We start from the raw sequence: 24,086 nt of genomic DNA, 5'->3' as shown, positions 1-24,086 counted from the left end.
TATATAATAAGAGTAATTAATATGTAAATCATTGAATAACAGGGGGGATACCTTGGCTTTACAGCATGAATTTGTATTTGTTTCATATGAAAAAAAAGGTTTGGATCTTAAAGGTGTGAATTGGATTGAAGATTGTTTTTTGTATAAAGAAGAGGCCACGATAGATGAGTGTGTTGTATTAAGTGATGAGATCATCGTATATCTATTAGATTTTATCCATTGGATTCCAGTCTATCATCCAGCAAAAAGAGCAGAAGGATTTGGAATTCATTATTATGGTATTACAAAAATTGAACAAAAAGGGGCAGTGGTAGCAGAACGGTTATTTGGTTTGCTAGTTAGTATGTTTTCTCTAGCGCCAGAAACAATTGAACTGACGGGACGGTTTCAATGGGAAAATGATAATAATACTGATGGGGAATACGAGAGATATGTAATTAATCGAGATAAATTATGCCGGGAATTAGAATTTTTTATTCGATTGCTTCGAAGAGTGAAAAAAGGGGAAGGATATATTTTGCATTATGGAATTTGAAAATGATGAATAAATATACAGACAATTCCCTTTCTTTCTAAAATAAAAATAATAAAAATAATAAAAAAGTATGTCATATTGAATGCCCATACATTCCCGGAATCATTGGTTTTTTTTATGGGGAATCAAAAAAACATCAACATATTTGTCGATACATGTTGTATAATCTTGCGTGGGAAGCTATCATATAAATGTATAAAACGTTTACTAACATACGCGAAGGGAAGAATAGCATGTCACATTCAATCGAACAACTTTCTATCAATACGATTCGCACATTATCCATTGATGCGATTGAAAAAGCAAACTCTGGTCACCCAGGAATGCCGATGGGTGCAGCACCAATGGCTTATACATTATGGACTCAATTTATGAAACACAATCCAAATAACCCAACGTGGTTTAACCGCGATCGTTTCGTATTATCTGCAGGTCATGGTTCAATGTTATTATACAGCCTACTTCACCTATCTGGTTATGATGTAACAATGGATGACTTAAAGAACTTCCGTCAATGGGGAAGCAAAACTCCAGGACATCCTGAGTACGGTCATACAGCAGGTGTAGACGCAACTACTGGTCCACTTGGACAAGGTATTGCAACTGCTGTAGGTATGGCAATGGCTGAAAGACATTTAGCGGCTAAATACAACCGTGATGCGTATAATGTAGTAGATCATCATACATACGCTATTTGTGGTGATGGAGATTTAATGGAAGGCGTTTCTGCTGAAGCATCTTCATTAGCTGCTCATTTACAATTAGGTCGTCTTGTTGTGCTTTACGATTCAAACGATATTTCATTAGATGGCGATTTAAATCGTTCATTCTCTGAAAGCGTAGAAGATCGTTACAAAGCATACGGATGGCAAGTAATCCGTGTTGAGGATGGAAACGATATCGAAGCAATCGCAAAAGCAATTGAAGAGGCGAAAGCTGACGAAAAACGCCCAACGCTAATTGAAGTAAGAACGACAATTGGTTTCGGTTCTCCAAACAAATCAGGAAAATCAGCTTCACACGGTTCTCCACTTGGTGTAGACGAAACAAAATTAACGAAAGAAGCATACGCTTGGACTGCTGAACAAGACTTCCATGTAGCAGAAGAAGTATATGACAACTTCCGTAAAACAGTACAAGATGTTGGTGAAACGACGCAAGCTGCGTGGAACACAATGTTAGGTGAATATGCACAAGCATATCCAGAATTAGCAAATGAACTGCAAGCAGCAATGAACGGTCAACTTCCAGAAGGTTGGGAGCAAAACTTACCAACTTATGAATTAGGATCTAAAGCAGCAACACGTAATTCTTCTGGTGCTGTAATTAATGCAATTGCAGAGTCTGTACCATCATTCTTCGGTGGATCTGCTGACCTTGCTGGTTCTAACAAAACATATATGAATAACGAACAAGACTTTACAAGAGATGATTACAGCGGTAAAAACATTTGGTACGGTGTACGTGAGTTCGCAATGGGTGCAGCAATGAACGGTATCGCACTTCATGGCGGTTTAAAAACTTACGGTGGTACGTTCTTCGTATTCTCTGACTACTTACGTCCAGCAATTCGTCTTGCAGCATTAATGCAATTGCCAGTAACGTATGTATTCACACACGACAGTATTGCTGTTGGTGAAGATGGTCCAACACATGAACCAGTTGAGCAATTAGCAGCGCTTCGTGCAATGCCAAACGTTTCTGTTATTCGTCCAGCTGACGGTAACGAATCTGTTGCAGCTTGGAGATTAGCTCTAGAATCTACAAAAACACCAACTGCACTAGTATTAACTCGTCAAGATCTTCCAACATTAGAAGGTGCAAAAGACGATACGTATGAAAAAGTAGCAAAAGGTGCGTATGTAGTTTCTGCAAGCAAGAAAGAAACTGCTGATGTAATCCTAATTGCAACTGGATCTGAAGTAAGCTTAGCAATCGAAGCGCAAAAAGCTCTAGCAGCAGACGGCGTTGATGCAGCTGTTGTTAGTATGCCATCTATGGATCGCTTTGAAGCTCAAACTGCTGAGTACAAAGAATCTGTATTACCAAAAGCAGTAACGAAACGTTTCGCAATTGAAATGGGTGCTACAATCGGATGGCACCGTTACGTAGGTCTTGATGGAGATGTATTAGGTATCGATACATTCGGTGCTTCTGCTCCTGGTGAGAAAATTATGGAAGAGTATGGATTTACTGTAGAGAACGTTGTTCGTAAAGTAAAAGAAATGCTTTAATGATTTTAGAAAAATCTCTCCAGCATGGGGAGATTTTTCTATGTAATTGAGTTTTTTCGACAGAAAAAGTTTTTTCTCTCTCCGCAGTCAGACAATCATTGCAAATTTTCTTTTATATAATGTAGGGAAAAGGTTGTCCAGATCGGGAGGGGAAAAATGAAAACGTATGAATTGTATTTAATTCAAGAGGATATTGCGAAAACTTACTTTGGTCGTGAATATTTGTTTTTTGATTTATTTGCTCGATTTTCAGAATCTGGGTCCCTTTCGGAGAAAAAAGTGTTATATAAGCAAATGATGTATATTACAATGCCATTACAAGTAATGAAAATTCATCATAAATTAGAACAAGCTTTGCGAGCTCTTGGTAAATATGATAGAGCACATCATACACATACACTTTATACAGGATCGGAATACGGCGAAATAATGGTGAAACCACACTATATTCGCATGAATACCTCTGGGAATGTATCCATGGAAACAACTTTCTTTGAGGTGTTAAGAAAGTGTGAATTAACATTTTTAGCTATGGATTATGAAAATAAAAAGTACGGTTGGTTAAATCCTCTCAAACAAGTACGAACATATGTGTAAAAAATGTCGAATTGTATCTTGTCTTATTGAAAAGGTTTTAGTACACTGTAAGGTAGACAACATGAAGGAGGAAAATATATGCCAATTTGGTCAGGTGTTCTAGTGGGCGTATTAGCACTAGTAGCAGGCGTGGCGTTAGGATTTTTCATTGCCCGCAAATATATGATGAATTACTTACAAAAAAATCCACCAATTAATGAACAAATGTTAAAAATGATGATGATGCAAATGGGACAAAAACCTTCCCAAAAGAAAATCAATCAAATGATGAGCGCGATGAACAAGCAACAAACAAAATAAGCGCTAAAAGACACTCGCTAAGAGTGTCTTTTCTTTTTTATGTTGCAAGTTTTGAACCTTTTAAAAATTCTGTATTTTTGGTAAACTGAAAACATCGCTCATTTTATGGAAGGAGGAGAAAAATGAAGGTATTTATTAATTTAGCGTGGTTTTTTAAACAAGAAAAACGAGCGTACATAATCGGAATTATTATGTTATTTGGTGTCGCGCTTCTTGAGCTTGTAGCCCCAAAAGTACTAGGTATTGTAGTAGATGAAATTAATAATGGAACATTAACGTCTGAAAAATTGCTGAAGTGGGTTATTCTGTTAGTAGTTGTAGGGATTACTATGTATATATTACGTTATTTATGGCGTATTATGATTTTTGGATCTTCGTTAAAAATAGCCCGTCAATTACGAAAAAATTTATATGAACATTTTACAAAGATGAGCCCATCTTTTTATCAATCACGCCGTACGGGTGATTTGATGGCGCATGCGACCAATGATATTCAAGCGATTCAGCAAACTGCTGGATCGGGTGTTTTAACACTAGTTGATTCATTAGCTGTTGGAGGGTGTGTACTCGTAGCGATGGGTTTTACAATTAGCTGGAAGTTAACATTGTTAAGCTTAATTCCTATGCCGATTGTAGCGATTTCGACAAATTATTATGGAACTTTATTGCATAAAAGGTTTCATAAAGCGCAGCAATCGTTTTCGGAAATCAATGATAAAGTACAAGAAAGTATGAGTGGGATGAAGGTAATTCGCTCACTTGGACAAGAGAAAGAGGATTTACAAGCGTTTCGCAAAAAATCAGAAGATGTCGTACATAAAAATATGTTAGTTGCACGTATCGACTCGTTATTCGATCCAACGATTTCTCTTATTGTCGGATTTTCCTTTTTAATCGCAATTTGTTACGGATCATTATTAGTCGTACGAGGTGAATTAACTGTAGGGGAATTGGTAACATTTACAACATACTTAGGGACTCTTGTGTGGCCAATGTTAGCCTTTGGGTGGTTGTTTAATATTATGGAGCGTGGACGTGCTTCGTATGATCGTGTGGAGAAAATACTTTCACAAACTTCAGATGTAGTGAATAAAGAAAATGCTATACATACTATAGCAAGTGGTGATGTTTCGTTCGCTGTTGATTCGTTTTCTTATAAAAAGAATGAACAATTAAACTTAAACGATATTTACTTTAATTTAAGAAAAGGTGAAACGTTAGGAATTGTAGGACGTACCGGTGCAGGGAAGACGACGTTGTTAAAATGTTTAATTCGAGAGTATGATCACTTTAATGGTGAATTAAAAGTTGGGGAGCGGGATATTCGAGATTTAACACTTCACGGTGTGCGTTCTGCCATTTCATACGTACCACAAGATCACTTTTTATTTTCAGCGAGTATTGGAGAGAACATTGCTTTTGGAAAGGCCGATGCTACATATAAAGAAATTAGCAGGGCCGCTGAGATTGCTTGTATTCATAATGATATTATTCAATTTTCGGAAGGATATGAAACGGTAGTAGGTGAAAGAGGGGTTTCGCTATCAGGAGGCCAAAAACAGCGGATTTCAATTGCACGTGCGTTATTAACGAATGCTGAAATTTTAATTTTAGATGATTGTTTATCAGCTGTAGATGCAAAAACAGAAGAAACTATATTAACTGCATTGAAACGAGAAAGGGCAGAGAAAACGACGATTATTACTGCGCACCGATTAAGTGCCATTCAGCATGCAAATCTTATTCTTGTTATTGATGAAGGTAAGGTTATGCAGCGAGGAACACATGAACAACTAATGAACGAAAATGGTTGGTATAAAGAAATGTATGAAAGCCAGCAGTTAGAGGCGTTGGTAGAGAAAGGAGGCGTATGATGGCTGAGAAAAAGCGGAGTGATTTAAGGAGATTGCTTTCTTATATGAGACCATATAAAGGGTTATTAGCGTTAGCATTTTTATTTCTAGTTGGTGCAACTGTAACTGAAATGATGGGTCCTTTTTTAATTAAACAATTTCTTGATGAACACTTAGTACCACGTAACTTTGAACAATCAGCACTTGTTACTCTATTTGTAGTGTATATTATTGCTCACTTATTAAAAGTATTATTTACGTATTTAGACTTATTGTACTTTCAAAATATCGCTTTTAAGATTGTTCAAGATATGCGAGTTGAAGTGTATGAACATGTTCAAAAATTGTCATTAAGTTTCTTTGATCGTACGCCGATTGGTACACTTGTATCTCGTATAACGAATGATACGGAAGCGATTAAGGATTTTTATGTTAGTGTACTATCAACATTCGTGAAAAATGTAGTCTTTTTAGTAGGGATTTTAGTAGCGATGTTTTTATTAGATGTAAAATTAGCATTATTTTCTCTCATATTAATTCCAATTATGTTTGCGATTATGGTGCTGTATCGCCGGAAAAGTGCCGCTTTTTATTTAGAGGTACGTAATCAACTGAGTGTATTAAATGCAAAGTTAAATGAGTCCATTCAAGGAATGAATATTGTTCAAGTGTTCCGGCAAGAAAAGCGGATGAGAAAAGAGTTTGAAGAAGTGAACAACAAGCATTATAGTGCTGGACGTCGTACATTGAAATTAGATGCATTACTTTTACGTCCAGCAACAGATCTTGTTCATATTGTAGCAATTGCGTTAGTTCTTGGTTTATTTGGAATTGACGCTTTAAAGAGTCCTGTTGAAGTAGGAGTTTTATATGCTTTCGTTAATTATATACATCGTTTCTTCCAGCCAGTAAATGAGATGATGATGAAACTATCTTTCTTCCAACAAGCGCTCGTTTCATCATCGCGTGTATTTCATTTAATGGATGATAAAGATTTAGCTCCTGCTCAAATGGGGAGTGAAAATCCACGAGTAGTTAACGGGGAAATTCAGTTTAAAGATGTTACTTTTTCATATGATGGAAAGCGTGACGTTTTAAAAAATGTATCTTTTCACGTAAAGCCGGGGCAAACGGTTGCTTTCGTTGGACACACTGGTAGTGGTAAGAGTACAATTATGAATTTATTAATGAGATTCTACACTATTAAATCAGGTAATATTGTAATAGACGGAGTGGGTTTAGAGAAGTTTGAAGAACAAGAAATTCGAAAGAAAATTGGTCTTGTGCTGCAGGACGCATTTTTATTTGCTGGAAATGTAAAGCAAAACATTCGTATGTATAATGAAGAGATAACGGATGAAGAGATAGAAGAAGCAGCGCGATTTGTGCAAGCGAATACGTTTATTGAAAAATTACCAGAGAAATATGATACAGAAGTAGTCGAAAGAGGAGCTGCGTTTTCTAGTGGTCAAAGGCAATTAATTGCTTTTGCTAGAACGATAGCAACTAATCCGAAAGTATTAGTGTTAGATGAAGCGACGGCAAATATTGATACAGAAACAGAGGAGGCTATCCAAACGGCATTGCAGCAAATGCGAAAAGGTAGAACAACGATAGCGATTGCACACAGATTGTCAACAATCCAAGATGCGGATCAAATATTTGTTATGCATGAAGGGGAAATTATTGAAAGAGGAACACATCAAGAGTTACTTAGTAAACAAGGACTTTACTACAATATGTACTTACTACAAAATAAGGGAAGTTTACAAAAGGCCTTGTAATTACGGGGCCTTTTTTATTAAAAACACATATTTTTTACAAAATACATATTGATAACATAGTATAATATAATTGATATATGTTTGGAAATAATCGAAAATGAAATAAAGGAGTCATTATATGGATTATGTGCTAATAGGTATGATTTTACTATTATTAGCTGCTGTATTCGTGCTGTTCTATAAAAATAAACAGTTAGAATCAGAGAGTCAGCAAGTAGAGTTTGAAAAGAAGCAAGCAATTGAAACGTATGAAAACGAAATTGCAGCTACGGTTACAGAGCATAAAGAACAACAAAATACGTTGAAAAATATGGAACAGAAAAAATACAATGATTTACAAGTAAGTGCAAATAGAGAACTTGAAAATATGCGTATGATGAAAAATCAATTAGCTATGCAGCATAGTAAAGAACGTAGTGAAATGCAAGATAAACATAGTAACGAAATACATATGTTTCAAAAGTTAATTGTAGATTTACGAGAGTATACTAAAAATGGCGCTGAAGTGAACACACACGAAACATTACATTATATGAAGCGAGGTTTTATAGAGCAAGGAATAATACTAGATAATGAATTTCATATTATGCCGAATGTTTTTATTAGAAATAAGCGTGGAGGAAACGATTTTCGAATTCATCATCTCATTTTATGTAAAACTGGTATTTATCTACTTGAGACGAAAAAGTGGACAGGAAAATTAATTCATGGTGTAACGAAAGAAAATGCTAGTATATATTCATTTATGATTGATGAAATTGGTAAGTATCAACAAGAAGTTGAGAAAGAAGAGACGTTTGAATACATTACAGGTGAAGATTCATTAACGATACAAGTGAAAAATGAAGGGAATCCAGTATATAGAGCGAAGAAACTATCTTACATTCTATACAATTTTTTGAAAGAAATGCAAGTTGATATTGTAAAAGAAAACGTAAAACCTATTGTATATTTTTATAATGAGAGTGGAAAAGAAGTGCTAGATCTTTCTGAAGAAAAAACGCCGAGATTAAAAGATAGAGAGCAAATTGTAACGTTCTTCAGAAATGAAATCTTAACAGGGAAAGTAATATATACAGATCAAGAATTAGAAAAACTTCGAGAAATCATTAGCCGGATGAATTATATAATGAATTAAAAAGGGGGGCTTTCTGAGCGCTATGTTGCGGGGGATTTTGTATGTGTATTTTTGTTTGTATATAGTAATGTATCTTGCGTTTATTTTCATTATTGATATAGTTCATGTGTCATTAAGTGTAAAGAGTGTTTTTGTAGTAGTCGTGCCATTTATTTTATTAGTCATGATTCAAAAGTTCGTCTTACATGTTTCTGTAAATCGTAATAAAGAAAAGAAGCAAATGCTAGGTGTAATGATAGTAGGTTGCATTCTATTGTTAGTGTGCACAGGGCAATTAAGTATGAATAAATACACTTCAAAGTTTAATCAAAATCGGTGGTTAAATGCTGAAGAGAAACGGGTACATATGGTAGATGATCTATTACAAAAATATAAATTAATAGGGAAATCAAATGAAGAAATTACAAAATTGTTAGGAGCTCCTACTGAAACAAGAAATTTAGAAATGGGGGCTACCACTTCGTACTACCTTGGAAATGAACGTGGTTTTATTTCAATAGATAGTGAACATCTTATTTTGCAATTTGATAATGAGGGGAAAGTTGTAGAGTATAAAGTGCAAAGAAATTAAAAAGATTTAGAAAGAAGCTATATATTATAGCTTCTTTTTTATATTCCAATATAGTAAATGTAGGCAAATAGTAGTTATTCCTATCTATACGAATGGGAATGAGTCTGTTATATTGTAAATGGTTACTTAGTTTAATAGTTTGCTAGATAACCTATATTTTGGTTGGGGAGGGGAAATTAACACGAATTTAATTATGTGACGTGTTAAGTATTATGATAAAAAAAGGATTTTATAATGTTTTAGCTGCATCAATTGTATTTAGTGTGGTAACGATTCCAAGTTTTTCCTATGCGGACACAGTAGAAAAGACCGTAACAATTTCAACTGACGAGCAAGCATTAAAAAGTATTGAAAACCATATGAAAGATGAAGATGGACGTGGAGAGAGCAAAGGAATAACAAATGAAGCGCAAGGAGATTTTCTTGTACATATAATAAGTTCAGCATCTTTATTTGATTCTGCTGATTTACAAAAAGCGACAGGTGTTCAGCTTTCTAATCAAGTAGTAAAAGCCGAAAAACGAAAAGGAAACGCTTACTATGTACAAACAGAATCTGGAGCTGGTTGGATACAAAGTAGTGAAGGAAATGTAGAGGTTAAGGAAGTTTATCACTTGTCAAACGAAAAGTTAGTAATTAATGAAGAGACCGCTACATATTCCGCACCATTTAATTCATATAAAGAAGAGAAAGTGTTACAACCGCAAACAATTATTGCAATTGGACAAGTTGAAGAGTGGTTCCAAGTCCAAGTAGATAATGAGGTGAAATGGATTTATGCACCTTCAGCAAAATTTGAAGGGACGAAGGCTTCGCTTATTCAAGACACAACACCAACACGTACAAAACGTGCAGCCGTTATGTATGCTGCACCAATAGAAGAGAAAACAACGGATATTTATGGTGTAACTTTAAAAGAAATGATTGTACCGAAAGGAAATGAAAATATTCGTCCAGGCTATGCGATGAAGCCGAAATATATTACAATTCATGAGACGGATAATTATAGTGTTGGGGCAAATGCTAGAAACCATGCACTATATTTATATAATCAAGCAACGGGAACGGAAGATCGTTCAGCGTCTTGGCATTTTACGGTAGATGATAAAGAAATCTATCAACATCTACCATTAAATGAAAATGGTTGGCATGCTGGAGATGGAGCAGAAGGAACTGGTAATAGAGAATCAATTGCAATTGAAATTGCTGTCAACCAAGATGGTGATTATAATAAAGCTGTGGAAAATGCTCGCAAACTAGCAGCCTATTTAATGGGGGAATTAAATATTCCTTTAGAAAATGTGAAAAAACATCAGTTTTGGAGCGGAAAGAATTGTCCGGCCATTATGATAAAGAATAATGCGTGGGAGCCATTTTTACAGGGAACCAAAGTTTATTATGATACGAATCATAAAGATGATATAACTGGCGGTTGGTATGAAGCAGATATTCGTGAATTAGATAAAAGAGGTATTATGGTTGGAGATGGAAATGGTTCTTACTGGCCGGAACGTCTTGTAACACGCGGCGAATTTGCGAATTTAGTTTCAAGATCATTGCAATTACCAGAGGGGAAATCGAATTTCAAAGATTTAAGCACAGCCCATCCATCGTTAGTAGATGGTATTAATCGTGCAGCTAGTGCTGGGATTATAAGTGGACGAGGAAATGATATGTTTGCTCCGAATGATACGATTAAACGTGATGAAGCTGTCATTATGATTGATCGTGCATTGCAATACAAAAATATAAAAGGTAATTTAGTTCCATTACCATTTACGGATCAAAATTTAGCGTATGATAAACAGGCTGTTCAACGTGTTTATGGGTTAGGTATCGTAAAAGGGAATGAGAATAATGAGTTTATGCCAAAAGGTTCTGCAACACGTGGGGAATCGGCAGCATTTATTAATAGAATGTTACAAGTAATAGAGAGTAAATAATGGAAAGGCATTCGCTTTGGCGAGTGCTTTTTTATTTTTCAATATGTTATAGAAAGGGGATGTGAATTTTGACTGGAATAAGGAATGAAAGTGGAGGTGATGCATATATTTAGAGGCATTGGGTAGTTTTTGTAATTTCGTATAAAATGAAAAGGAGGTAGGACGGTGAAATCAATACCGACTGAAGTCCTGAGTAAGGAATTGATGGAAAGAGAAGGGGTTATATCTATTACAGTGATGGAATTTGAAAAGATAGAAGTGGCCGGAGTAGTTGTTTCTGGTCCCGCTGTTATTTTGATTAATCAAGAGTAAGTACATATTATCAATATAGAAAAGTCGAAAGAGCATCCATTTAGGGTGCTTTTTGTTTGTATAGAAGTACGCATATGATAGATAATTGGAATATTGGAGGGGGAATATGTGGCAATTATTATAACTATGTTATTAATGGGAGTTTTATTAGGATTTGTTGGAGCAGGGGGAGCTGGTTTTATTATCGCGATACTCACTGTAGTATTCCATATTCCTATTCATGTTGCGCTTGCAACATCTTTAACGGCTATGGCATTTACAACGTTATCTGGGGTTATAAGTCATTATCGTGAAGGAAATGTTGTACTTACTATAGGCGGGATTGTTGGCGGATTTGGAGCATTGGGTTCTTATATCGGTTCTAAGTTTGGTTCACTTATACCAGCGCATCTTCTTCATTGGTTTACAGCTGGGATGTTATTTTTATCGGCAATTTTTATGTTTATTAAATTGATTATGTTTCGAAATAGGAAGCAGCTGTTTTTAGGTGGACAAAAAGAACTTTCAATAAACAGCTTGATGAAATGTGTATGTTTAGGGTTAGTTACTGGAATTTTGGCTGGCTCATTCGGAATTGGTTCAGCCCCGTTTATACAACTTGGACTAATGGTTCTTTTAGGACTAACGATTCAGCAATCTGTAGGGACAACAATGCTTGTTATATTACCGATTGCAGTTGGAGGTGGGCTTGGATATAGTTCGGAAGGGTATTTAGATTATATATTGTTATTGCAAGTATTACTTGGGACGATGTTAGGGGCATATATTGGTGCGAAGTTTACAAATTATGCACCACGCATGCTTTTGAGGTTTTCAATGATTATGACACCGGTTTTAGCTGGATGTATGTTACTGATGGAATAAAAATAATATAGCAAACTAATATATTTTACGAATGAATTATGTAAGTAATTCATATTTCCAATATAAAAAGATTTGTTTTAATATTATGAGTGTAAAGTTCGAGTATTCGAAGTACTACTTGAATTATATCCCTATCCCTTTTCTAAAAATGCGAACAAGTTTTGCCCTATTCTATTCAATAATAAATTGTATAGAAATATATTGTTCGATGCCCATTATGGAGCGTACATAATGGAAAAATCCCGATTCTTAAAGAGGATGCCCCTAATCTTCATGTGAAAATATGATCGGATAAGAAAGCTGACCAATAATGGTCAGCTTTCTTTTGGTTCAAAAACTATTTCTTCTTTAATTTCTGTTTGCAATAATAGAGTTTTTCCGAAGCGCCGTTTACATTCATCCCGTACCTTTTGGATTGCTAGTAGTTGAGAAGTGGCGGGCACTGTGACGATGGCCTGCCGAGGTTTTCGATTTTCTTCACAAAAGACACATTCCACAACATATTTAGAAATCATAATTCCACCCTTTCGGTTTGAATTTCTAAGAAGGGACTGCTCATGAAGTTGATGTAATCTTTCGTCATTATTTTACTTCTTTCCTCTTTTTTTCAAGGAGAAAATAAAAAAGAAGGCGAATTTTACTAGGGGAGGGATGTATATGGAGAGATGGATAGGTACGGCAGCTATATGTGTAAATGAAAGAAATGAAATTTTAATGGTTTTGCAAGGAAAAGTAGGTGAAGACAAAAGGTGGTCTGTCCCAAGTGGAGGGCTTGAAAAGGGAGAAACGTTAGAAGAATGTTGTATACGGGAAGTTTGGGAGGAAACAGGTTACAATGTGGAAGTTGTAAATAAAATATACGAAAAAGAAGGTATTACATACGGAGTTCCCGTGTATGTCCACTATTATTTTGTTAAACAAATAGGTGGTTATATGAAAATTCAAGATCCTGATGAGTTAATACATGAAATTGATTGGAAAGGGATACATGAAGTTAAAGAATTATCTTTGGCTTTTCCAGAGGATTATGAAATAATATGCCAATATATAAATAAGGAAGCAAGTATTTAAGTACTTGCTTCCTTATTGTATCCAAGATAAGAAAAGCGGAACGATAACCAAACTAGCTCCAGCTGTTAAAAGCATTGATAAACTTGCAATTGTTCCTTCTACAGGACCGATTTCAAATGCTTTTGATGTTCCGGTTCCGTTCGCGCTAGTACCTAGCATTATACCTTTTGCGAGTGCTGTTTTAATGCGGCATATGCGTATGAAGGTAGGGCCGAGTAATGCTCCAGTTAAGGCAGTTAGTACGACGAAAACTGCTGTTAATTGTGACATGCCGCCAATCATTTCTGAAATAGCCATTGCGATAGGTGTCGTTACAATGTGCGGTGCTAGACTTTGTTCTATTGATGAATCGATTTGAAAAAAATTAGCTAGTAGTGCTGAAGTAATAACTGATAGAAAAGAACCGACAATGACATTAATTAAAATAGCAGTTCCGTGTTTCTTTAATAAATCAAAATACTTATAGATTGGCCATGCGAAAGCAACTGTTGCAGGTTTTAATAATTCTGTTAGCCATTGACCACCTGTTTCATATGTTTCATAAGGTGTGTCTAATCCGAGTAATAAAGCAATTAAAATGATGGGGCATACAAGAAGAGGAGAAAGTAAGCTCCAATTCCAGCGTTGATACATTTTCTTCGATATCCAATATGTGAATAGTGTTAATAGTAAACAAAGAAAGCCAATCATTGCACTGATCCTTTCCGCTTTATTAGCAATTCTGTTAATAGTCCTGTTACGAGAGTAACGCAAAGAGTACTAATCACGATAATTAAAATGAGATCGATTCCATATTGTGATAATGTATCTTTGTAGCGAATGACAGCGACTGCAGAAGGGATAAAAAATAAAATAAGTTCTTTTAATAAAAAGTCTGCACCGTCTTGTATCCATTCTTTTTTTACTATGTTAAATTTTAATGATATTAATAATAAAAAAATACCGATTATACTTCCTGGAACTGGGAGGTGTGCCTGTTTTGTGATCCATTCACCTGTCCAAGCGAAACAAAATAATAATAAAATTTGTCCACTTAATTTCCACCATTTCATACAGTAATCACCTCTTTCTTTTTTTACATGAAAATTGTAAAAAAGAATTAACAATTTCTACTATACGTTTATTTAAAATGTTTGTCTAATATATAAATTGTATGTTATTAATATATTAGATGTATTAATTGAAGAGGAAAAGGGTGTCCAAAATGGAATTACGGCATTTGCAATATTTTGTTGTTGTAGCAGAGGAGTTACACTTTGGACGAGCAGCTGCTCGTTTACAAATGACACAACCACCGCTTAGTCAACAAATTCAGCAATTAGAAAAAGAAATGGGAGTTATGTTATTTTCAAGAACGAAGAGAAAGGTTGAATTAACAGAAGCAGGGGAAATGTTTTTAAAAGAAGTAAAAAAAGCGTTTGAACAAATTGAAAAAGCAGTAGAAGTCGCACAAAGTGCGCAAAGGGGAGAAGTTGGATCACTTTCAATTGGTTTTGTAGGTGCAGCGATATATGATATTTTACCGTCAATCGTCAGGGAGTATAGAAAGAAATTTCCGAGAGTGTCTGTAGCATTGCATGAATTGTCAACACCGGATCAGGTGCATGCACTTCATGATAATCGAATTGATATTGGATTTTTACGTCCACCAATTCCAACGCAATTACTTGAGTTAGAACCAATTCAAAAACTTTCGTGTACGTTATGTTTACCGAAGGCACATCCGCTTGCTGAAAAGGACGAAATACATATTGAAGATTTAAGGGATGAACCGTTCGTATTTATTACGAGACCAGTATGGCCAGCGTTATATGATACAATTCTATCACTTTGCCGCGATGTAGGTTTTAGTCCGCACATTGTACAAGAAGCAACGGAGTATCAAACTGTCATGGGTCTTGTAGCAGCCGGGATTGGAATTACGGTAATACCTGTATCAGCAAATAAATTGTATAAAACAGAAGTTGTATATAAAGAACTATGTGATTCTAATTTTGTTGCAGAAATGTCAGTGGCTTACAAAAAAATGAATAATAACCCGGAGCTTTTAGAGTTTTTGAAAATTGCAAGAGAGAAGAAAAGAATAGAAGTGGAGGATGAGAAGGATGCATAGTAATGGTGAATGTATATAATTAACATAAATGAAAGTTCACCTGATTAAACACTAAAGCGGAAATGCACTTAAATTGCATTTCCGCTTTAGTGTTCTTTTTTTAGCTCGATACTAAAGAGATAAACATGTTCATTTTCTTGTAATAGTTGGTCGATAGCTGTTTTTTCATCAAGCATTGGAACTCTTACGGTTTCTTTATTTGTTTTGATTATAGCAGCTAAAGTCGTTTTGTGATTATATTTTAAGTTTATAACAGATTGAATGGAAGTGGATGAAGAGCTATTTACGCTTGGCGATGCTTCTTCAGGAACAAGCATTGAACTACCTTCAATATTAACATACCAATATTTCTTTTCTTGTACATCTTTATCAAATTGGAAATGTGGTGGTATAAAAGAAAGCTTCACTTTCTTTTTTTGAAAATATGAGGTAGCTATGTGAGCAATTTCTTTTTCTTTTTTGCCATTTTGATAATAATCAATTGTAGCATTTATTTCATCTTTATCATTTATAAGCGTAACGTTATAAAACATGCTATTTCCTTCTTGAATAGGAGTCATTTGTAAAATAGAAGATTGATCTTTTGTTAACTTGTACGGTTCTACAGAAGCACCTTCGTCATTTTTTAGTGGGCTACAGCTAGTAAGCAATAGAAAAGATAGGATAAATAATAACGCAAAACGCATACAATCCCCCCTTTTTTTTACAATTATAGTATTATTATGTTTTGATTTCCATTTATTTTTCTAGGACTAAAGACTTAGAGGAGATTCCGATTGTAGTGCGATGTGTGTAATGTCATATTTTTATACACTGGTAGTATGGAATGAGTATGTTATGAAGTGAGGTAGGGGAAGAATTTATGTCTTTATTTCGGTTAGCGAGAAAAAATATACAAAAGTTTGCTACCAGAAGGTTGAAACAATTTATATGGATTGCTATGAGTACTATGATTTTATTTTTTATGATATCGCTACAATTTAATGAAGTAGTAATGGATAAAGTAGGGGATATACGTATATTTGAAATGTGTTTTTATACTATATTTATTTTATTGATTTTTATATGTCTGTTTATTACATATAAAACGACGCATTCTCTTTTGCGGGTGAGGAGAGAAGAGTTTAAATCTTATGAAGTAAAGCATATGAAAAGAAATGAAATGCTATGTTTATTATGTCAGGAGCAATTATCCATTTATGGAGCGGCGTTTGTTTTCGGCTTAGTTCATGGGATGTTATTTTTGAAATTATTTACGGTTATCTTTATGAAAATAGTAGGGATACAAGGGATAAATAGTGCACCGATTACAATATATGCAATAGTAGTTGTTATTATAATTATGATGGTTGTTGTCTTATTATCGATGATGCAATGCTGTCGTTTTGTTCGAAGTTTAAAAGATGAAAATTCGTTTCGTTTCAAGAAAAAGGCATGATTTCTCATGCCTTTTTTCATTTTATGTTAATTGCTCAAGAGCTTTTTCAGCTAGCAAAGCGAAGTATTCTGCACTTATAGGTAATGCTTGTTCATCGATAGTGAAAGAGGGATGGTGCCATTCATGTGTACCACTTGTTCCCATAAAGACGAAAAATCCTGGTATGTGTTGTTGGTAAAAGGAGAAATCTTCTCCAGCCATGGAAGGAGAAGGCGTAATCACGTTTAGAGCCATTTCCTCCGCAATTTGAGTGCATAAACCAGTAAGATTTGCATCATTTTGAACGGCAGGAGGCCCTGGGTAAAAACGGAATTCTGTTTTTACACCTAATGCCTCAGAAACGCCCTTAATAATGCGTTCCATTAAAGCTGGTATCTTTTCACGTGTTTCAGCTTGGAAAGTGCGAACTGTTCCTTCTAATGTTGCTTTTTCAGGAATAACGTTCCATGTATTTCCTGAATGAATATTTGTAACACTTACAACAGCATTATGAGATGAACTTATATTTCGGCTTACAATAGTTTGCAATGCCATAACAATTTGAGAGGATGCGACAATAGGGTCTACCCCAGCATCTGGCACAGCTGCGTGTGTACCAACTCCGTGAATTTCAATTTCAAAGCGATCGACTCCGGCCATTAGTGGACCATCTTTAATACCAATTGTACCTACTGGAAAATCAGGTTTATTATGCATGCCGAAAATAGCCTGTACATTTTGTAAATGTCCAGCATCAATAACCTTGCAAGCACCATTACTGCTCTCTTCAGCTGGCTGAAATATAAAGCGAACAGTCCCGTTTAGGGAAGATTCTCTTTCTTTTAATAAAAAGGCTGCACCTATAATAGCAGCTGTATGAAAATCATGCCCGCAAGCATGCATTTTACCATGGGTTTTTGAAGCGTATGGTAAATTTGTTTCTTCCTGAATAGGAAGGGCATCAATATCAGCGCGGATTGCTACAACTGGACCGTTTTTATTACCAGAAATTTCAGCGATAACTCCTGTTTCTAAATTGGAATTAATAATAGTAAGATTTGCTTCTTCTAGCCAATTTTTTATCGCTTTTGTTGTTTCAAACTCTTCATATGATAGTTCTGGATACTCATGTAAATGTCGACGAATAGAAATAAGTTTTTCTGTAAATTGATTTGGAATAGATGCCACGTAGTATGCCTTCTTTCTTAAGCAAAGTATTTACCATAAGTATACAACAATAAAAGAGAGGATTCTCAAATGAAAATCCTCTCTCGTTTATGCTGCCAATTTTTTATGTGAATGCTGTTTTTGATAACGTCCACGCATTGCGTAGGCAATTTGCGGGATTGCGATACCAACTAAAATAAGTGATACACCGACCCATTGTGAAGATAGTACAGCTTCTTTTAAAACGAATACAGACATGATTGTTGTAACTGGTAGTTCCGCTGCACCAAGAATAGTCGCTAAGCCAGAACCGATTTTTGGAATACCGATTGTAAAGGCGATAGACGGGATAACGATACTAAATATCCCTAGTCCTAATCCGTATTTCCAAAGGCCTTGAGAAATAGCCCCGTTAAAAATAAAGGTTGGCGGGAACACGATCATGACTAATGTTAAAGCACCAGCCATTAATAGGACACCACGTGGTAAGGAAGGAACCTCGACAGCAACTTTACCACTTACGAAAATATATGTTGCAAACGTAACAGCAGATAATAAACCTAAAATGATTCCAGTCATATCGAAATCACCTGCTGTTTTTTCTAATAAACCACTTGATAAGAACGTACCTATAAGTAAGAAAATAACCGAAATCACTTTTTCTCTTGAAGGTAACGTTTTTGTTGCTACAGCTTCAATGATAATTCCGACCCAAACGAATTGGAATAAAAGAATAATGGCAATAGATGCTGGTACTGTTTTTAATGAAGCATAATAAAACATTCCAGTAAAGCTTGCAGATGTTCCTGCTACGAATAAAATTAACGCTTGTTTTAAAGGAACGCGGTGTCTAGAAAATAGAAGTGTAATAGCAAGCAAAATAATCCAACCGAACAAATATTGGCTGCCAATTACCTCTCCAAGTGAAAAACCTTCTGCATACGCAAGCTTAACGAAAATAGCTAAAATTCCATAACTACACGCTCCTAATAAAACTAAAAGAGAATAACGAAGCATGAAAAATTCCTCCCATCTGTATGAAATAGTTCCGTAACGAAAATATATCTAGAGGGAAGTATACAAAATTAAAAATAAAGGGTCAAATAAAAGAAAAGTGCGACATTTTATAGAATAATAATAAAAGTATGATATTTATGCATAATCTTGAAATTATTAATAATAGAAGTATTGTAATAACAGCTTTGTATTGTATAAAGATAGCATTTGAAAAAAAATTTTTATCAATATATATGTAGACGTACTTGTAGCGTGCTAATCATTTGAGAAACTACGTTACCTTTGTTATGTTAATAATAATTAGAGGAGTTTCATAATCTAATTGAGGTTTTTCTATATAATAGAAGGAAATGAAAACGTTTTATTTGAAACAGTGTGAAAGGGTAGTTTTTCTTATTGTCACGTTGGAAAAGTGATTTCACGAATTGTTCATAGTATTTTTATGTGTTTTTGCTACAATATGTAAGGAGAGGAGTGGAACAATGCAAGATATTAGTATTTTTTTAGCGTTTGGCGCAGGATTTTTATCATTTATTTCCCCATGTTGCTTACCGCTTTATCCGGCATTTTTATCGTACATAACAGGTATGTCGGTTTCAGAGTTGAAAGAAGAAAATGCAATGCTTCGCAAAAGAAGTATGATACATACAGCGTTTTTCTTACTTGGATTTTCAATTATATTTATTGCAATTGGATTTGGTACAAGTTTTATCGGGGGCATTTTTACAGATTATAAAGATTTAATTAGGCAGCTAGGTGGTATATTTATCATCGTGTTTGGTCTTATTATTGTAGGTGTATTTAAGCCGAAGTTTTTAATGCAAGACCGTAAATTTACATTTAAGAATCGTCCGAGTGGTTATGTTGGATCAGTATTAATTGGACTGGCCTTTGCAGCAGGATGGACTCCTTGTACAGGACCTATTTTAGTGTCCGTAATTGGATTAGCAGCAACGAACCCAGAATCAGCAATGATTTATATGATTGCATACATACTTGGATTCGCTATCCCGTTCTTCGTACTATCATTCTTTATTACGAAAATGTCTTGGATTAAAAGAAATAGTATGAAGTTCATGAAAATTGGAGGATACGTTATGATTGTCATGGGTATCTTCCTGTATTTTAACTGGATGACAAAGATTATCGTATATTTCTCAAGTTTATTTGGTGGTTTTACCGGCTTTTAGTATTATTCTGTGAAAATGTTGGAAATACTAACGGAAAAGCATATAATGAAAGTATATTTTGCATATAGCCACAAAAAAGGATGAGAAAATATGAACATAGTTGTTTTATCAAGTATCGTTGCCGTTTGTATGGCTGTCGGTGCGATGTTTATTCGTTTAAAAGCAGCTAAGAAACCTGCGACATTGAAAAAAATTATACTCCCACCATTTTTTATGAGCACGGGAGCATTGATGTATGTTTTTCCAGAATTTCGATTAACTCCAGCAGAAATATTAGAAGCAATTGGCGTTGGTTTGTTTTTCTCTATTTTTCTTATTAAAACATCTAAATTTGAAATTAGAGGACAAGAGATTTATTTGAAGCGTTCAAAAGCATTTGTTTTTATATTAATTGGGTTACTTGTAGTACGGATTGTATTTAAAACATACTTAAGCCAATCTCTTGATTTAGGACAACTTAGCGGTATGTTCTTCTTGCTTGCGTTCGCGATGATTGTATCATGGAGAATTGCAATGTACCGTTCCTTTACGAAATTACAGAAGGAAATGGAAAAAGAAGATGATTTTTATAATGAAAAAGATATGAAATTAACTTAAAACTGTATATGCATCAAATAAAAAAGACAGCGTCAAAGGCGCTGTCTTTTTTATCGAAAATAATGTGAAGTTACTTTGCGAGTAAAGATTTATAGTTCGAATAATCAATCTCTTTTTCTTGCAGTTTTTTAACTAAAAATTTATGGTCGCGCTTTGGTGTGGCAACGATATATCCTTTTATAATTAAATCTTGTGTAATTTTTGTAGCGTTTTCCTTTATTGCAAGTTCACCAATTTTACCAGCAATCTTTGATTTGGCAACGTCACGAAATAGCTCAGGAACGGGACTTACGAGCTCTTCTAATAATTGTTTTTGTTCGTCATCCCATAAATGTCGTGTTTTATTAATATAGTGCTCTTCCCAATCTAAAATGGACATACCATCTTCTTTTGGTAACCGTTTTAAAAATTTTCTGAACATAAAATATCCACCGATAGACATAAGTCCTAATAAAATAACCGTCCACAATACAATGAACCAACTAAACCATCCTTCGAGCAAGTATATCCCCCCCTTAATGATTACGGTTTTCTTTTATTCATATTATAAACAGTGAGATTCATAGAAAGCAAGAACGCTTGGCTATTTTGACCAAGCGTTATCATTTAAACGAAGTATAGTTGTTCAACACATAAATTATTATTATCGTCTTCAATGTACTCAATAATAAGTGTGCCAACTTTACGATCTTTATCTTCAGTTGTGAAAATAGAGTAAGAAGTAAAACGTGCTGTTGATAAGCCGCTTATATGTGTAGGTAAAGAAATGTAGTCGTTATCGCGGAAGAATTCCATTAGTTCAATATCCTCAAATTCTTTTCGGTCAACTTGTTTGTTTGTATAGCGGCGTTGAAGTTGTTTTAAAGATTCATTCCAAGAAATTGCTTTTGTGTCGTATACCATTGTTATATCTCCTTACTGTATGTAATCGTTAAGAACATACGTTCTAATCTAGTATACTCTTTTTATTAGAAAAGAGAAAGCAAAAAATAATGTAAGCTTGGGTCTCCAAGCTTACATTATTGATGCGTCCGTCATGATCTCTATTTTTTATTATAAGTTACATAAGAATAAGAAACAAGATGATATATATAATGTTGATAGTTTTCAAAATTCTGTATATTATAAGTGTACTAAAGTGCAAGGGAATGAGAGGGATGACATATATAATTTCACTCCAAGGACCGATGGCAAGCGGAAAAACAACATTGGCTAAAAGATTAGAAGAGAGAGGATATTCGGTTATATATGAAAATCCTTATCCAATTGTAGAAAAGCGAAAACAATTAAAGTTGGATATGAAGTCAAAAGAAGGGTTTATTCTAAATCAAAAAATGTTTATGGAAGCAAAAATAAAGGAGTTTCAAAATGTGAAAGATTCAGTTGTAATTTTTGATCGTGGACCAGAAGACATTGAGTTTTATACACTTTTTTATCCAATGATTATAGGGGAAGAGTGGGATATAGAAACTGAATTGAAAGATGAATTATATAAATTAAGAGAATGCCGTTCGGATGCGATTTTTTATTTAGATGTTACGAAAAAGAATGTATACGATAGAAAAAATAATGATAGAACAAGAAACAGAAGTACATTTGCGGAGCAATTTAAATTAGTAGAAACTGAAAAAGATTGGTATAAACAATTTCCGGTAACTTATGTGGACACGAATAAATTAACAGTAGACGAATTAGAGGTATATTTTATGGGTTGGTTAAATATGTATAAAAGCTAGCGAATGCTAGCTTTTTCTTTTTGACATCGATAAATTGCTAATGTTTTTGGATCACGCCATATACCGTTGTGAAGTGATAATTCATTTTCTATTTCTGCTTTTAGCCATTCTTTCATTTCGGCGTGAAGGTATGTATTATCAGGTATATTTAGCGACGGAAACATGCTAGAAATATAGTTTGAAATCGGAGTAGCCTGATGAAAAATGAGAGCGTTATGAATAATTGTTTCTTCAACAGTTGGAAAAACAGATTGTAATATCTCTTTACCGTTTTCTAAACAAAATGGAGTGACTGATGATGTTGTTTTCGGAAAATCAAATGCGTCTAACATGCGGTTGCACATTTCAACTATACGGGGTAATGTAACGTTAGAATTTGTTGTAGCTAAAAGTGAGCCACCAGGACGAAGTACTTTATGGAATCCTTGAATTGCTTTTTTGACATTTTTCATGTGATATAACATATGTCTTGCGACGATCCAGTCATAGCAATTAGCTTCGAAAGGAAGTTTACCAGCATCACCTAGTCTCCATTCAATTATGCTATTCTTTATGGCTGCTTCAGAAAGCATCGTTTTCGATTGATCAAAACCGGTTAGTCGTCCTGTATGACCGTTAGTTTGTAATAGGGAAAGAAAATTTCCATTAGCGCACCCAACCTCTAATATTTTTTCGTCTCCTTGAAGTTGTAAATGTTCCATGACGACTTCATCTAAATTCACTTGTTTTTCTTCGTAATGTTTATGCGTATCGATACGTGTTTGTAAATGGTTACTTACGTTGTATTGGCGTTTTACATCATTCATTTTTTCGCATTCCACTTTTGTGCAAAATTGCTGAATCGCATGTGTTAATACGTCGGTTTTCTTTAAACCTTCGTAATGGAGTGCCGATTCAAACCTTTCAAGTAATGTTTCTTCAATTCGAAAATGAATATCTTTTCGCTTCGTCATTGAAATCTCGCCCCTTTACATCTGTTAGTGAGACTATAGCACGCCTGAAAAATTTGTGTAAATCATTTGTGTACACAAATGGAGGAGATGAAAAAAATGTTTGAATATGATTTTAAACTATTGACGATTTAACCGTTTTCATATATTCTTAAATTAAGTAATATTCAAATAATTCAAAAGAAATGAGAGAGTCACATGCTTCTTCAAGGAACACATCGAATTGGTCGTATGGCCATGCTGTTGGCACTTGCGGATGAGAATGAAAGCCCTGTATTATCTATTCCAAAAGGTTGGAAATATTGTACGGGGAAAGTGGGTTCGATGAATTCGCAAAAAGTTGTAGCAGCAATGGAAACAGCGGCTAAAAGCAACCAAGTTATTGAAACAGACGTTTACAGAGAAACACATGCACTTTATCATGCAATTATGGAAGCTTTGTACGGAGTGACGAGAGGTCAAATTCAGTTAGCAGACGTTCTTCGTACAGTAGGACTTCGTTTTGCGATTGTGCGCGGTACACCATACGACGGAAAAAAAGAAGGCGAATGGGTTGCTGTTGCATTATATGGAACGATTGGTGCACCTGTAAAAGGATCTGAGCATGAGGCGATTGGTTTAGGAATTAATCACATATGATTTGCCCATAGTCTATTAGTTAGAAGGGGGCCTTACTTTTTTAGGACAGAAGTCTGTC

27 protein-coding genes and 1 pseudogene are annotated in these 24,086 nt (G+C 34.8%); 19 read left to right on the top strand and 9 right to left on the bottom strand.

Annotated features, from left to right (window positions below):
* Positions 1 to 52 precede the first annotated feature (52 nt).
* From COC96_RS20695 to COC96_RS20645, 11 genes are all read left to right on the top strand, one after another.
* Entirely contained in the window at positions 53 to 535 is a 483-nt protein-coding gene (locus COC96_RS20695) for a coproporphyrinogen III oxidase (RefSeq protein ID WP_098266992.1), read from the top strand.
* Positions 536 to 768: 233 nt separating this feature from the next.
* Entirely contained in the window at positions 769 to 2,769 is a 2,001-nt protein-coding gene (gene tkt / locus COC96_RS20690; protein ID WP_098769282.1) for a transketolase, read from the top strand.
* Positions 2,770 to 2,925: 156 nt separating this feature from the next.
* Positions 2,926 to 3,366, top strand: a complete 441-nt coding sequence (gene sirA / locus COC96_RS20685; protein ID WP_097902824.1) for a sporulation inhibitor of replication protein SirA — start codon at positions 2,926 to 2,928, stop codon at positions 3,364 to 3,366.
* Between the two features lie 78 nt (positions 3,367 to 3,444).
* Complete coding sequence (locus COC96_RS20680; protein ID WP_097902823.1) at positions 3,445 to 3,666, top strand: YneF family protein; 222 nt, start codon at positions 3,445 to 3,447, stop codon at positions 3,664 to 3,666.
* A gap of 122 nt (positions 3,667 to 3,788) precedes the next feature.
* A complete protein-coding gene (locus COC96_RS20675; RefSeq protein ID WP_098769281.1) occupies positions 3,789 to 5,540 on the top strand; it encodes an ABC transporter transmembrane domain-containing protein in 1,752 nt (583 codons plus the stop codon).
* Complete coding sequence (locus tag COC96_RS20670; RefSeq protein WP_098769280.1) at positions 5,540 to 7,303, top strand: ABC transporter ATP-binding protein; 1,764 nt, start codon at positions 5,540 to 5,542, stop codon at positions 7,301 to 7,303. Before COC96_RS20675 ends, COC96_RS20670 begins: the two co-directional genes overlap by 1 nt.
* Positions 7,304 to 7,421: 118 nt before the next feature.
* Positions 7,422 to 8,441, top strand: a complete 1,020-nt coding sequence (locus COC96_RS20665) for a nuclease-related domain-containing protein (RefSeq protein ID WP_098266996.1) — start codon at positions 7,422 to 7,424, stop codon at positions 8,439 to 8,441.
* A gap of 22 nt (positions 8,442 to 8,463) precedes the next feature.
* A complete protein-coding gene (locus COC96_RS20660) occupies positions 8,464 to 9,012 on the top strand; it encodes a hypothetical protein (protein WP_098266997.1) in 549 nt (182 codons plus the stop codon).
* A gap of 215 nt (positions 9,013 to 9,227) precedes the next feature.
* Positions 9,228 to 10,955 carry an S-layer homology domain-containing protein gene (locus COC96_RS20655; RefSeq protein ID WP_098769296.1) on the top strand — a complete coding sequence of 576 codons (1,728 nt, stop codon included), beginning with the start codon at positions 9,228 to 9,230 and terminating at the stop codon, positions 10,953 to 10,955.
* A gap of 165 nt (positions 10,956 to 11,120) precedes the next feature.
* Positions 11,121 to 11,267 carry a BC1881 family protein gene (locus COC96_RS20650; protein ID WP_000836278.1) on the top strand — a complete coding sequence of 49 codons (147 nt, stop codon included), beginning with the start codon at positions 11,121 to 11,123 and terminating at the stop codon, positions 11,265 to 11,267.
* A 108-nt stretch (positions 11,268 to 11,375) separates the two neighbouring features.
* Positions 11,376 to 12,131, top strand: a complete 756-nt coding sequence (locus tag COC96_RS20645) for a sulfite exporter TauE/SafE family protein (RefSeq protein ID WP_098769279.1) — start codon at positions 11,376 to 11,378, stop codon at positions 12,129 to 12,131.
* 314 nt (positions 12,132 to 12,445) lie between these two features.
* Here COC96_RS20645 and COC96_RS20640 read toward each other — a convergent pair whose 3' ends face one another.
* Entirely contained in the window at positions 12,446 to 12,646 is a 201-nt protein-coding gene (locus tag COC96_RS20640) for a DUF3903 domain-containing protein (RefSeq protein ID WP_097902817.1), read from the bottom strand.
* Between the two features lie 142 nt (positions 12,647 to 12,788).
* On the opposite strand from COC96_RS20640, the gene COC96_RS20635 reads away from it, so the two are divergent.
* Positions 12,789 to 13,202 carry an NUDIX hydrolase gene (locus tag COC96_RS20635; protein ID WP_098266999.1) on the top strand — a complete coding sequence of 138 codons (414 nt, stop codon included), beginning with the start codon at positions 12,789 to 12,791 and terminating at the stop codon, positions 13,200 to 13,202.
* Between the two features lie 12 nt (positions 13,203 to 13,214).
* Here COC96_RS20635 and COC96_RS20630 read toward each other — a convergent pair whose 3' ends face one another.
* Both COC96_RS20630 and COC96_RS20625 read right to left on the bottom strand, forming a co-directional pair.
* Positions 13,215 to 13,892, bottom strand: a complete 678-nt coding sequence (locus tag COC96_RS20630; RefSeq protein ID WP_098769278.1) for an LrgB family protein — start codon at positions 13,890 to 13,892, stop codon at positions 13,215 to 13,217.
* On the bottom strand, positions 13,889 to 14,254 hold the full coding sequence (locus COC96_RS20625) for a CidA/LrgA family holin-like protein (protein ID WP_098769277.1): 366 nt from the start codon (positions 14,252 to 14,254) through the stop codon (positions 13,889 to 13,891). Before COC96_RS20625 ends, COC96_RS20630 begins: the two co-directional genes overlap by 4 nt.
* Before the next feature lie 152 nt (positions 14,255 to 14,406).
* Between COC96_RS20625 and alsR the strand changes: the two genes are divergently transcribed.
* Positions 14,407 to 15,315 carry an acetoin biosynthesis transcriptional regulator AlsR gene (alsR, locus tag COC96_RS20620; protein ID WP_097902813.1) on the top strand — a complete coding sequence of 303 codons (909 nt, stop codon included), beginning with the start codon at positions 14,407 to 14,409 and terminating at the stop codon, positions 15,313 to 15,315.
* Positions 15,316 to 15,401: 86 nt separating this feature from the next.
* On the opposite strand, the gene COC96_RS20615 is transcribed toward alsR, so the two are convergent.
* Entirely contained in the window at positions 15,402 to 16,001 is a 600-nt protein-coding gene (locus COC96_RS20615; protein WP_098267002.1) for a histidine kinase, read from the bottom strand.
* Between the two features lie 176 nt (positions 16,002 to 16,177).
* Here COC96_RS20615 and COC96_RS20610 point away from each other — a divergent pair, with 176 nt between their 5' ends.
* A complete protein-coding gene (locus tag COC96_RS20610) occupies positions 16,178 to 16,753 on the top strand; it encodes an FtsX-like permease family protein (protein WP_098769276.1) in 576 nt (191 codons plus the stop codon).
* A gap of 21 nt (positions 16,754 to 16,774) precedes the next feature.
* Here COC96_RS20610 and COC96_RS20605 read toward each other — a convergent pair whose 3' ends face one another.
* Together COC96_RS20605 and COC96_RS20600 are read right to left on the bottom strand one after the other, a co-directional pair.
* On the bottom strand, positions 16,775 to 17,920 hold the full coding sequence (locus COC96_RS20605; protein ID WP_098769275.1) for a M20 peptidase aminoacylase family protein: 1,146 nt from the start codon (positions 17,918 to 17,920) through the stop codon (positions 16,775 to 16,777).
* Between the two features lie 87 nt (positions 17,921 to 18,007).
* Positions 18,008 to 18,916 (bottom strand): EamA family transporter, encoded by a 909-nt coding sequence (locus COC96_RS20600; protein ID WP_098769274.1) that lies wholly within the window; start codon positions 18,914 to 18,916, stop codon positions 18,008 to 18,010.
* 322 nt (positions 18,917 to 19,238) lie between these two features.
* Between COC96_RS20600 and COC96_RS28555 the strand changes: the two are divergent.
* From COC96_RS28555 to COC96_RS20585, 3 genes and pseudogenes are all read left to right on the top strand, one after another.
* Positions 19,239 to 19,382: pseudogene (locus COC96_RS28555) on the top strand (peptidase T).
* Between the two features lie 16 nt (positions 19,383 to 19,398).
* Entirely contained in the window at positions 19,399 to 20,106 is a 708-nt protein-coding gene (gene ccdA / locus COC96_RS20590) for a cytochrome c-type biogenesis protein CcdA (protein WP_097902809.1), read from the top strand.
* 90 nt (positions 20,107 to 20,196) lie between these two features.
* The gene (locus tag COC96_RS20585) at positions 20,197 to 20,703 is read left to right on the top strand and encodes a CcdC family protein (RefSeq protein ID WP_098267005.1); all 507 of its coding nucleotides are present in this window, start codon (positions 20,197 to 20,199) and stop codon (positions 20,701 to 20,703) included.
* A 70-nt stretch (positions 20,704 to 20,773) separates the two neighbouring features.
* Here COC96_RS20585 and COC96_RS20580 read toward each other — a convergent pair whose 3' ends face one another.
* Both COC96_RS20580 and COC96_RS20575 read right to left on the bottom strand, forming a co-directional pair.
* A complete protein-coding gene (locus COC96_RS20580) occupies positions 20,774 to 21,205 on the bottom strand; it encodes a DUF2621 domain-containing protein (RefSeq protein WP_098267006.1) in 432 nt (143 codons plus the stop codon).
* A gap of 104 nt (positions 21,206 to 21,309) precedes the next feature.
* On the bottom strand, positions 21,310 to 21,606 hold the full coding sequence (locus COC96_RS20575) for a hypothetical protein (RefSeq protein ID WP_070806699.1): 297 nt from the start codon (positions 21,604 to 21,606) through the stop codon (positions 21,310 to 21,312).
* 254 nt (positions 21,607 to 21,860) lie between these two features.
* Here COC96_RS20575 and COC96_RS20565 point away from each other — a divergent pair, with 254 nt between their 5' ends.
* The gene (locus tag COC96_RS20565) at positions 21,861 to 22,439 is read left to right on the top strand and encodes an AAA family ATPase (protein ID WP_098267007.1); all 579 of its coding nucleotides are present in this window, start codon (positions 21,861 to 21,863) and stop codon (positions 22,437 to 22,439) included.
* Here the strand turns inward: COC96_RS20565 and COC96_RS20560 are convergent.
* A complete protein-coding gene (locus COC96_RS20560) occupies positions 22,436 to 23,392 on the bottom strand; it encodes a class I SAM-dependent methyltransferase (protein ID WP_098769273.1) in 957 nt (318 codons plus the stop codon). The genes COC96_RS20565 and COC96_RS20560 overlap by 4 nt on opposite strands.
* A gap of 195 nt (positions 23,393 to 23,587) precedes the next feature.
* Here COC96_RS20560 and hutP point away from each other — a divergent pair, with 195 nt between their 5' ends.
* A complete protein-coding gene (gene hutP / locus COC96_RS20555; RefSeq protein ID WP_000926516.1) occupies positions 23,588 to 24,028 on the top strand; it encodes a hut operon transcriptional regulator HutP in 441 nt (146 codons plus the stop codon).
* The last annotated feature ends 58 nt before the right edge of the window (positions 24,029 to 24,086 follow it).

The sequence above is a fragment of the Bacillus cereus genome, from assembly GCF_002577405.1.
GTDB classification, from domain to species: domain Bacteria; phylum Bacillota; class Bacilli; order Bacillales; family Bacillaceae_G; genus Bacillus_A; species Bacillus_A cereus_AU.
The sequence above is the reverse complement of the archived record's forward strand: the minus strand, read 5'-3'. Positions and strand labels throughout refer to the sequence as shown.

Coding starts and splice junctions, on each gene's coding strand:
- COC96_RS20665 (WP_098266996.1), top strand. CDS start 7,422: ATGGATTATGTGCTAATAGGTATGATTTTACTATTATTAGCTGCTGTA.
- COC96_RS20560 (WP_098769273.1), bottom strand. CDS start 23,392: ATGACGAAGCGAAAAGATATTCATTTTCGAATTGAAGAAACATTACTT.
- COC96_RS20635 (WP_098266999.1), top strand. CDS start 12,789: ATGGAGAGATGGATAGGTACGGCAGCTATATGTGTAAATGAAAGAAAT.
- COC96_RS20670 (WP_098769280.1), top strand. CDS start 5,540: ATGGCTGAGAAAAAGCGGAGTGATTTAAGGAGATTGCTTTCTTATATG.
- COC96_RS20630 (WP_098769278.1), bottom strand. CDS start 13,892: ATGATTGGCTTTCTTTGTTTACTATTAACACTATTCACATATTGGATA.
- tkt (WP_098769282.1), top strand. CDS start 769: ATGTCACATTCAATCGAACAACTTTCTATCAATACGATTCGCACATTA.
- alsR (WP_097902813.1), top strand. CDS start 14,407: ATGGAATTACGGCATTTGCAATATTTTGTTGTTGTAGCAGAGGAGTTA.
- COC96_RS20615 (WP_098267002.1), bottom strand. CDS start 16,001: ATGCGTTTTGCGTTATTATTTATCCTATCTTTTCTATTGCTTACTAGC.
- COC96_RS20565 (WP_098267007.1), top strand. CDS start 21,861: ATGACATATATAATTTCACTCCAAGGACCGATGGCAAGCGGAAAAACA.
- COC96_RS20640 (WP_097902817.1), bottom strand. CDS start 12,646: ATGATTTCTAAATATGTTGTGGAATGTGTCTTTTGTGAAGAAAATCGA.
- COC96_RS20600 (WP_098769274.1), bottom strand. CDS start 18,916: ATGCTTCGTTATTCTCTTTTAGTTTTATTAGGAGCGTGTAGTTATGGA.
- sirA (WP_097902824.1), top strand. CDS start 2,926: ATGAAAACGTATGAATTGTATTTAATTCAAGAGGATATTGCGAAAACT.
- COC96_RS20575 (WP_070806699.1), bottom strand. CDS start 21,606: ATGGTATACGACACAAAAGCAATTTCTTGGAATGAATCTTTAAAACAA.
- COC96_RS20675 (WP_098769281.1), top strand. CDS start 3,789: ATGAAGGTATTTATTAATTTAGCGTGGTTTTTTAAACAAGAAAAACGA.
- hutP (WP_000926516.1), top strand. CDS start 23,588: ATGCTTCTTCAAGGAACACATCGAATTGGTCGTATGGCCATGCTGTTG.
- COC96_RS20585 (WP_098267005.1), top strand. CDS start 20,197: ATGAACATAGTTGTTTTATCAAGTATCGTTGCCGTTTGTATGGCTGTC.
- COC96_RS20610 (WP_098769276.1), top strand. CDS start 16,178: ATGTCTTTATTTCGGTTAGCGAGAAAAAATATACAAAAGTTTGCTACC.
- ccdA (WP_097902809.1), top strand. CDS start 19,399: ATGCAAGATATTAGTATTTTTTTAGCGTTTGGCGCAGGATTTTTATCA.
- COC96_RS20625 (WP_098769277.1), bottom strand. CDS start 14,254: ATGAAATGGTGGAAATTAAGTGGACAAATTTTATTATTATTTTGTTTC.
- COC96_RS20680 (WP_097902823.1), top strand. CDS start 3,445: ATGCCAATTTGGTCAGGTGTTCTAGTGGGCGTATTAGCACTAGTAGCA.
- COC96_RS20660 (WP_098266997.1), top strand. CDS start 8,464: ATGTTGCGGGGGATTTTGTATGTGTATTTTTGTTTGTATATAGTAATG.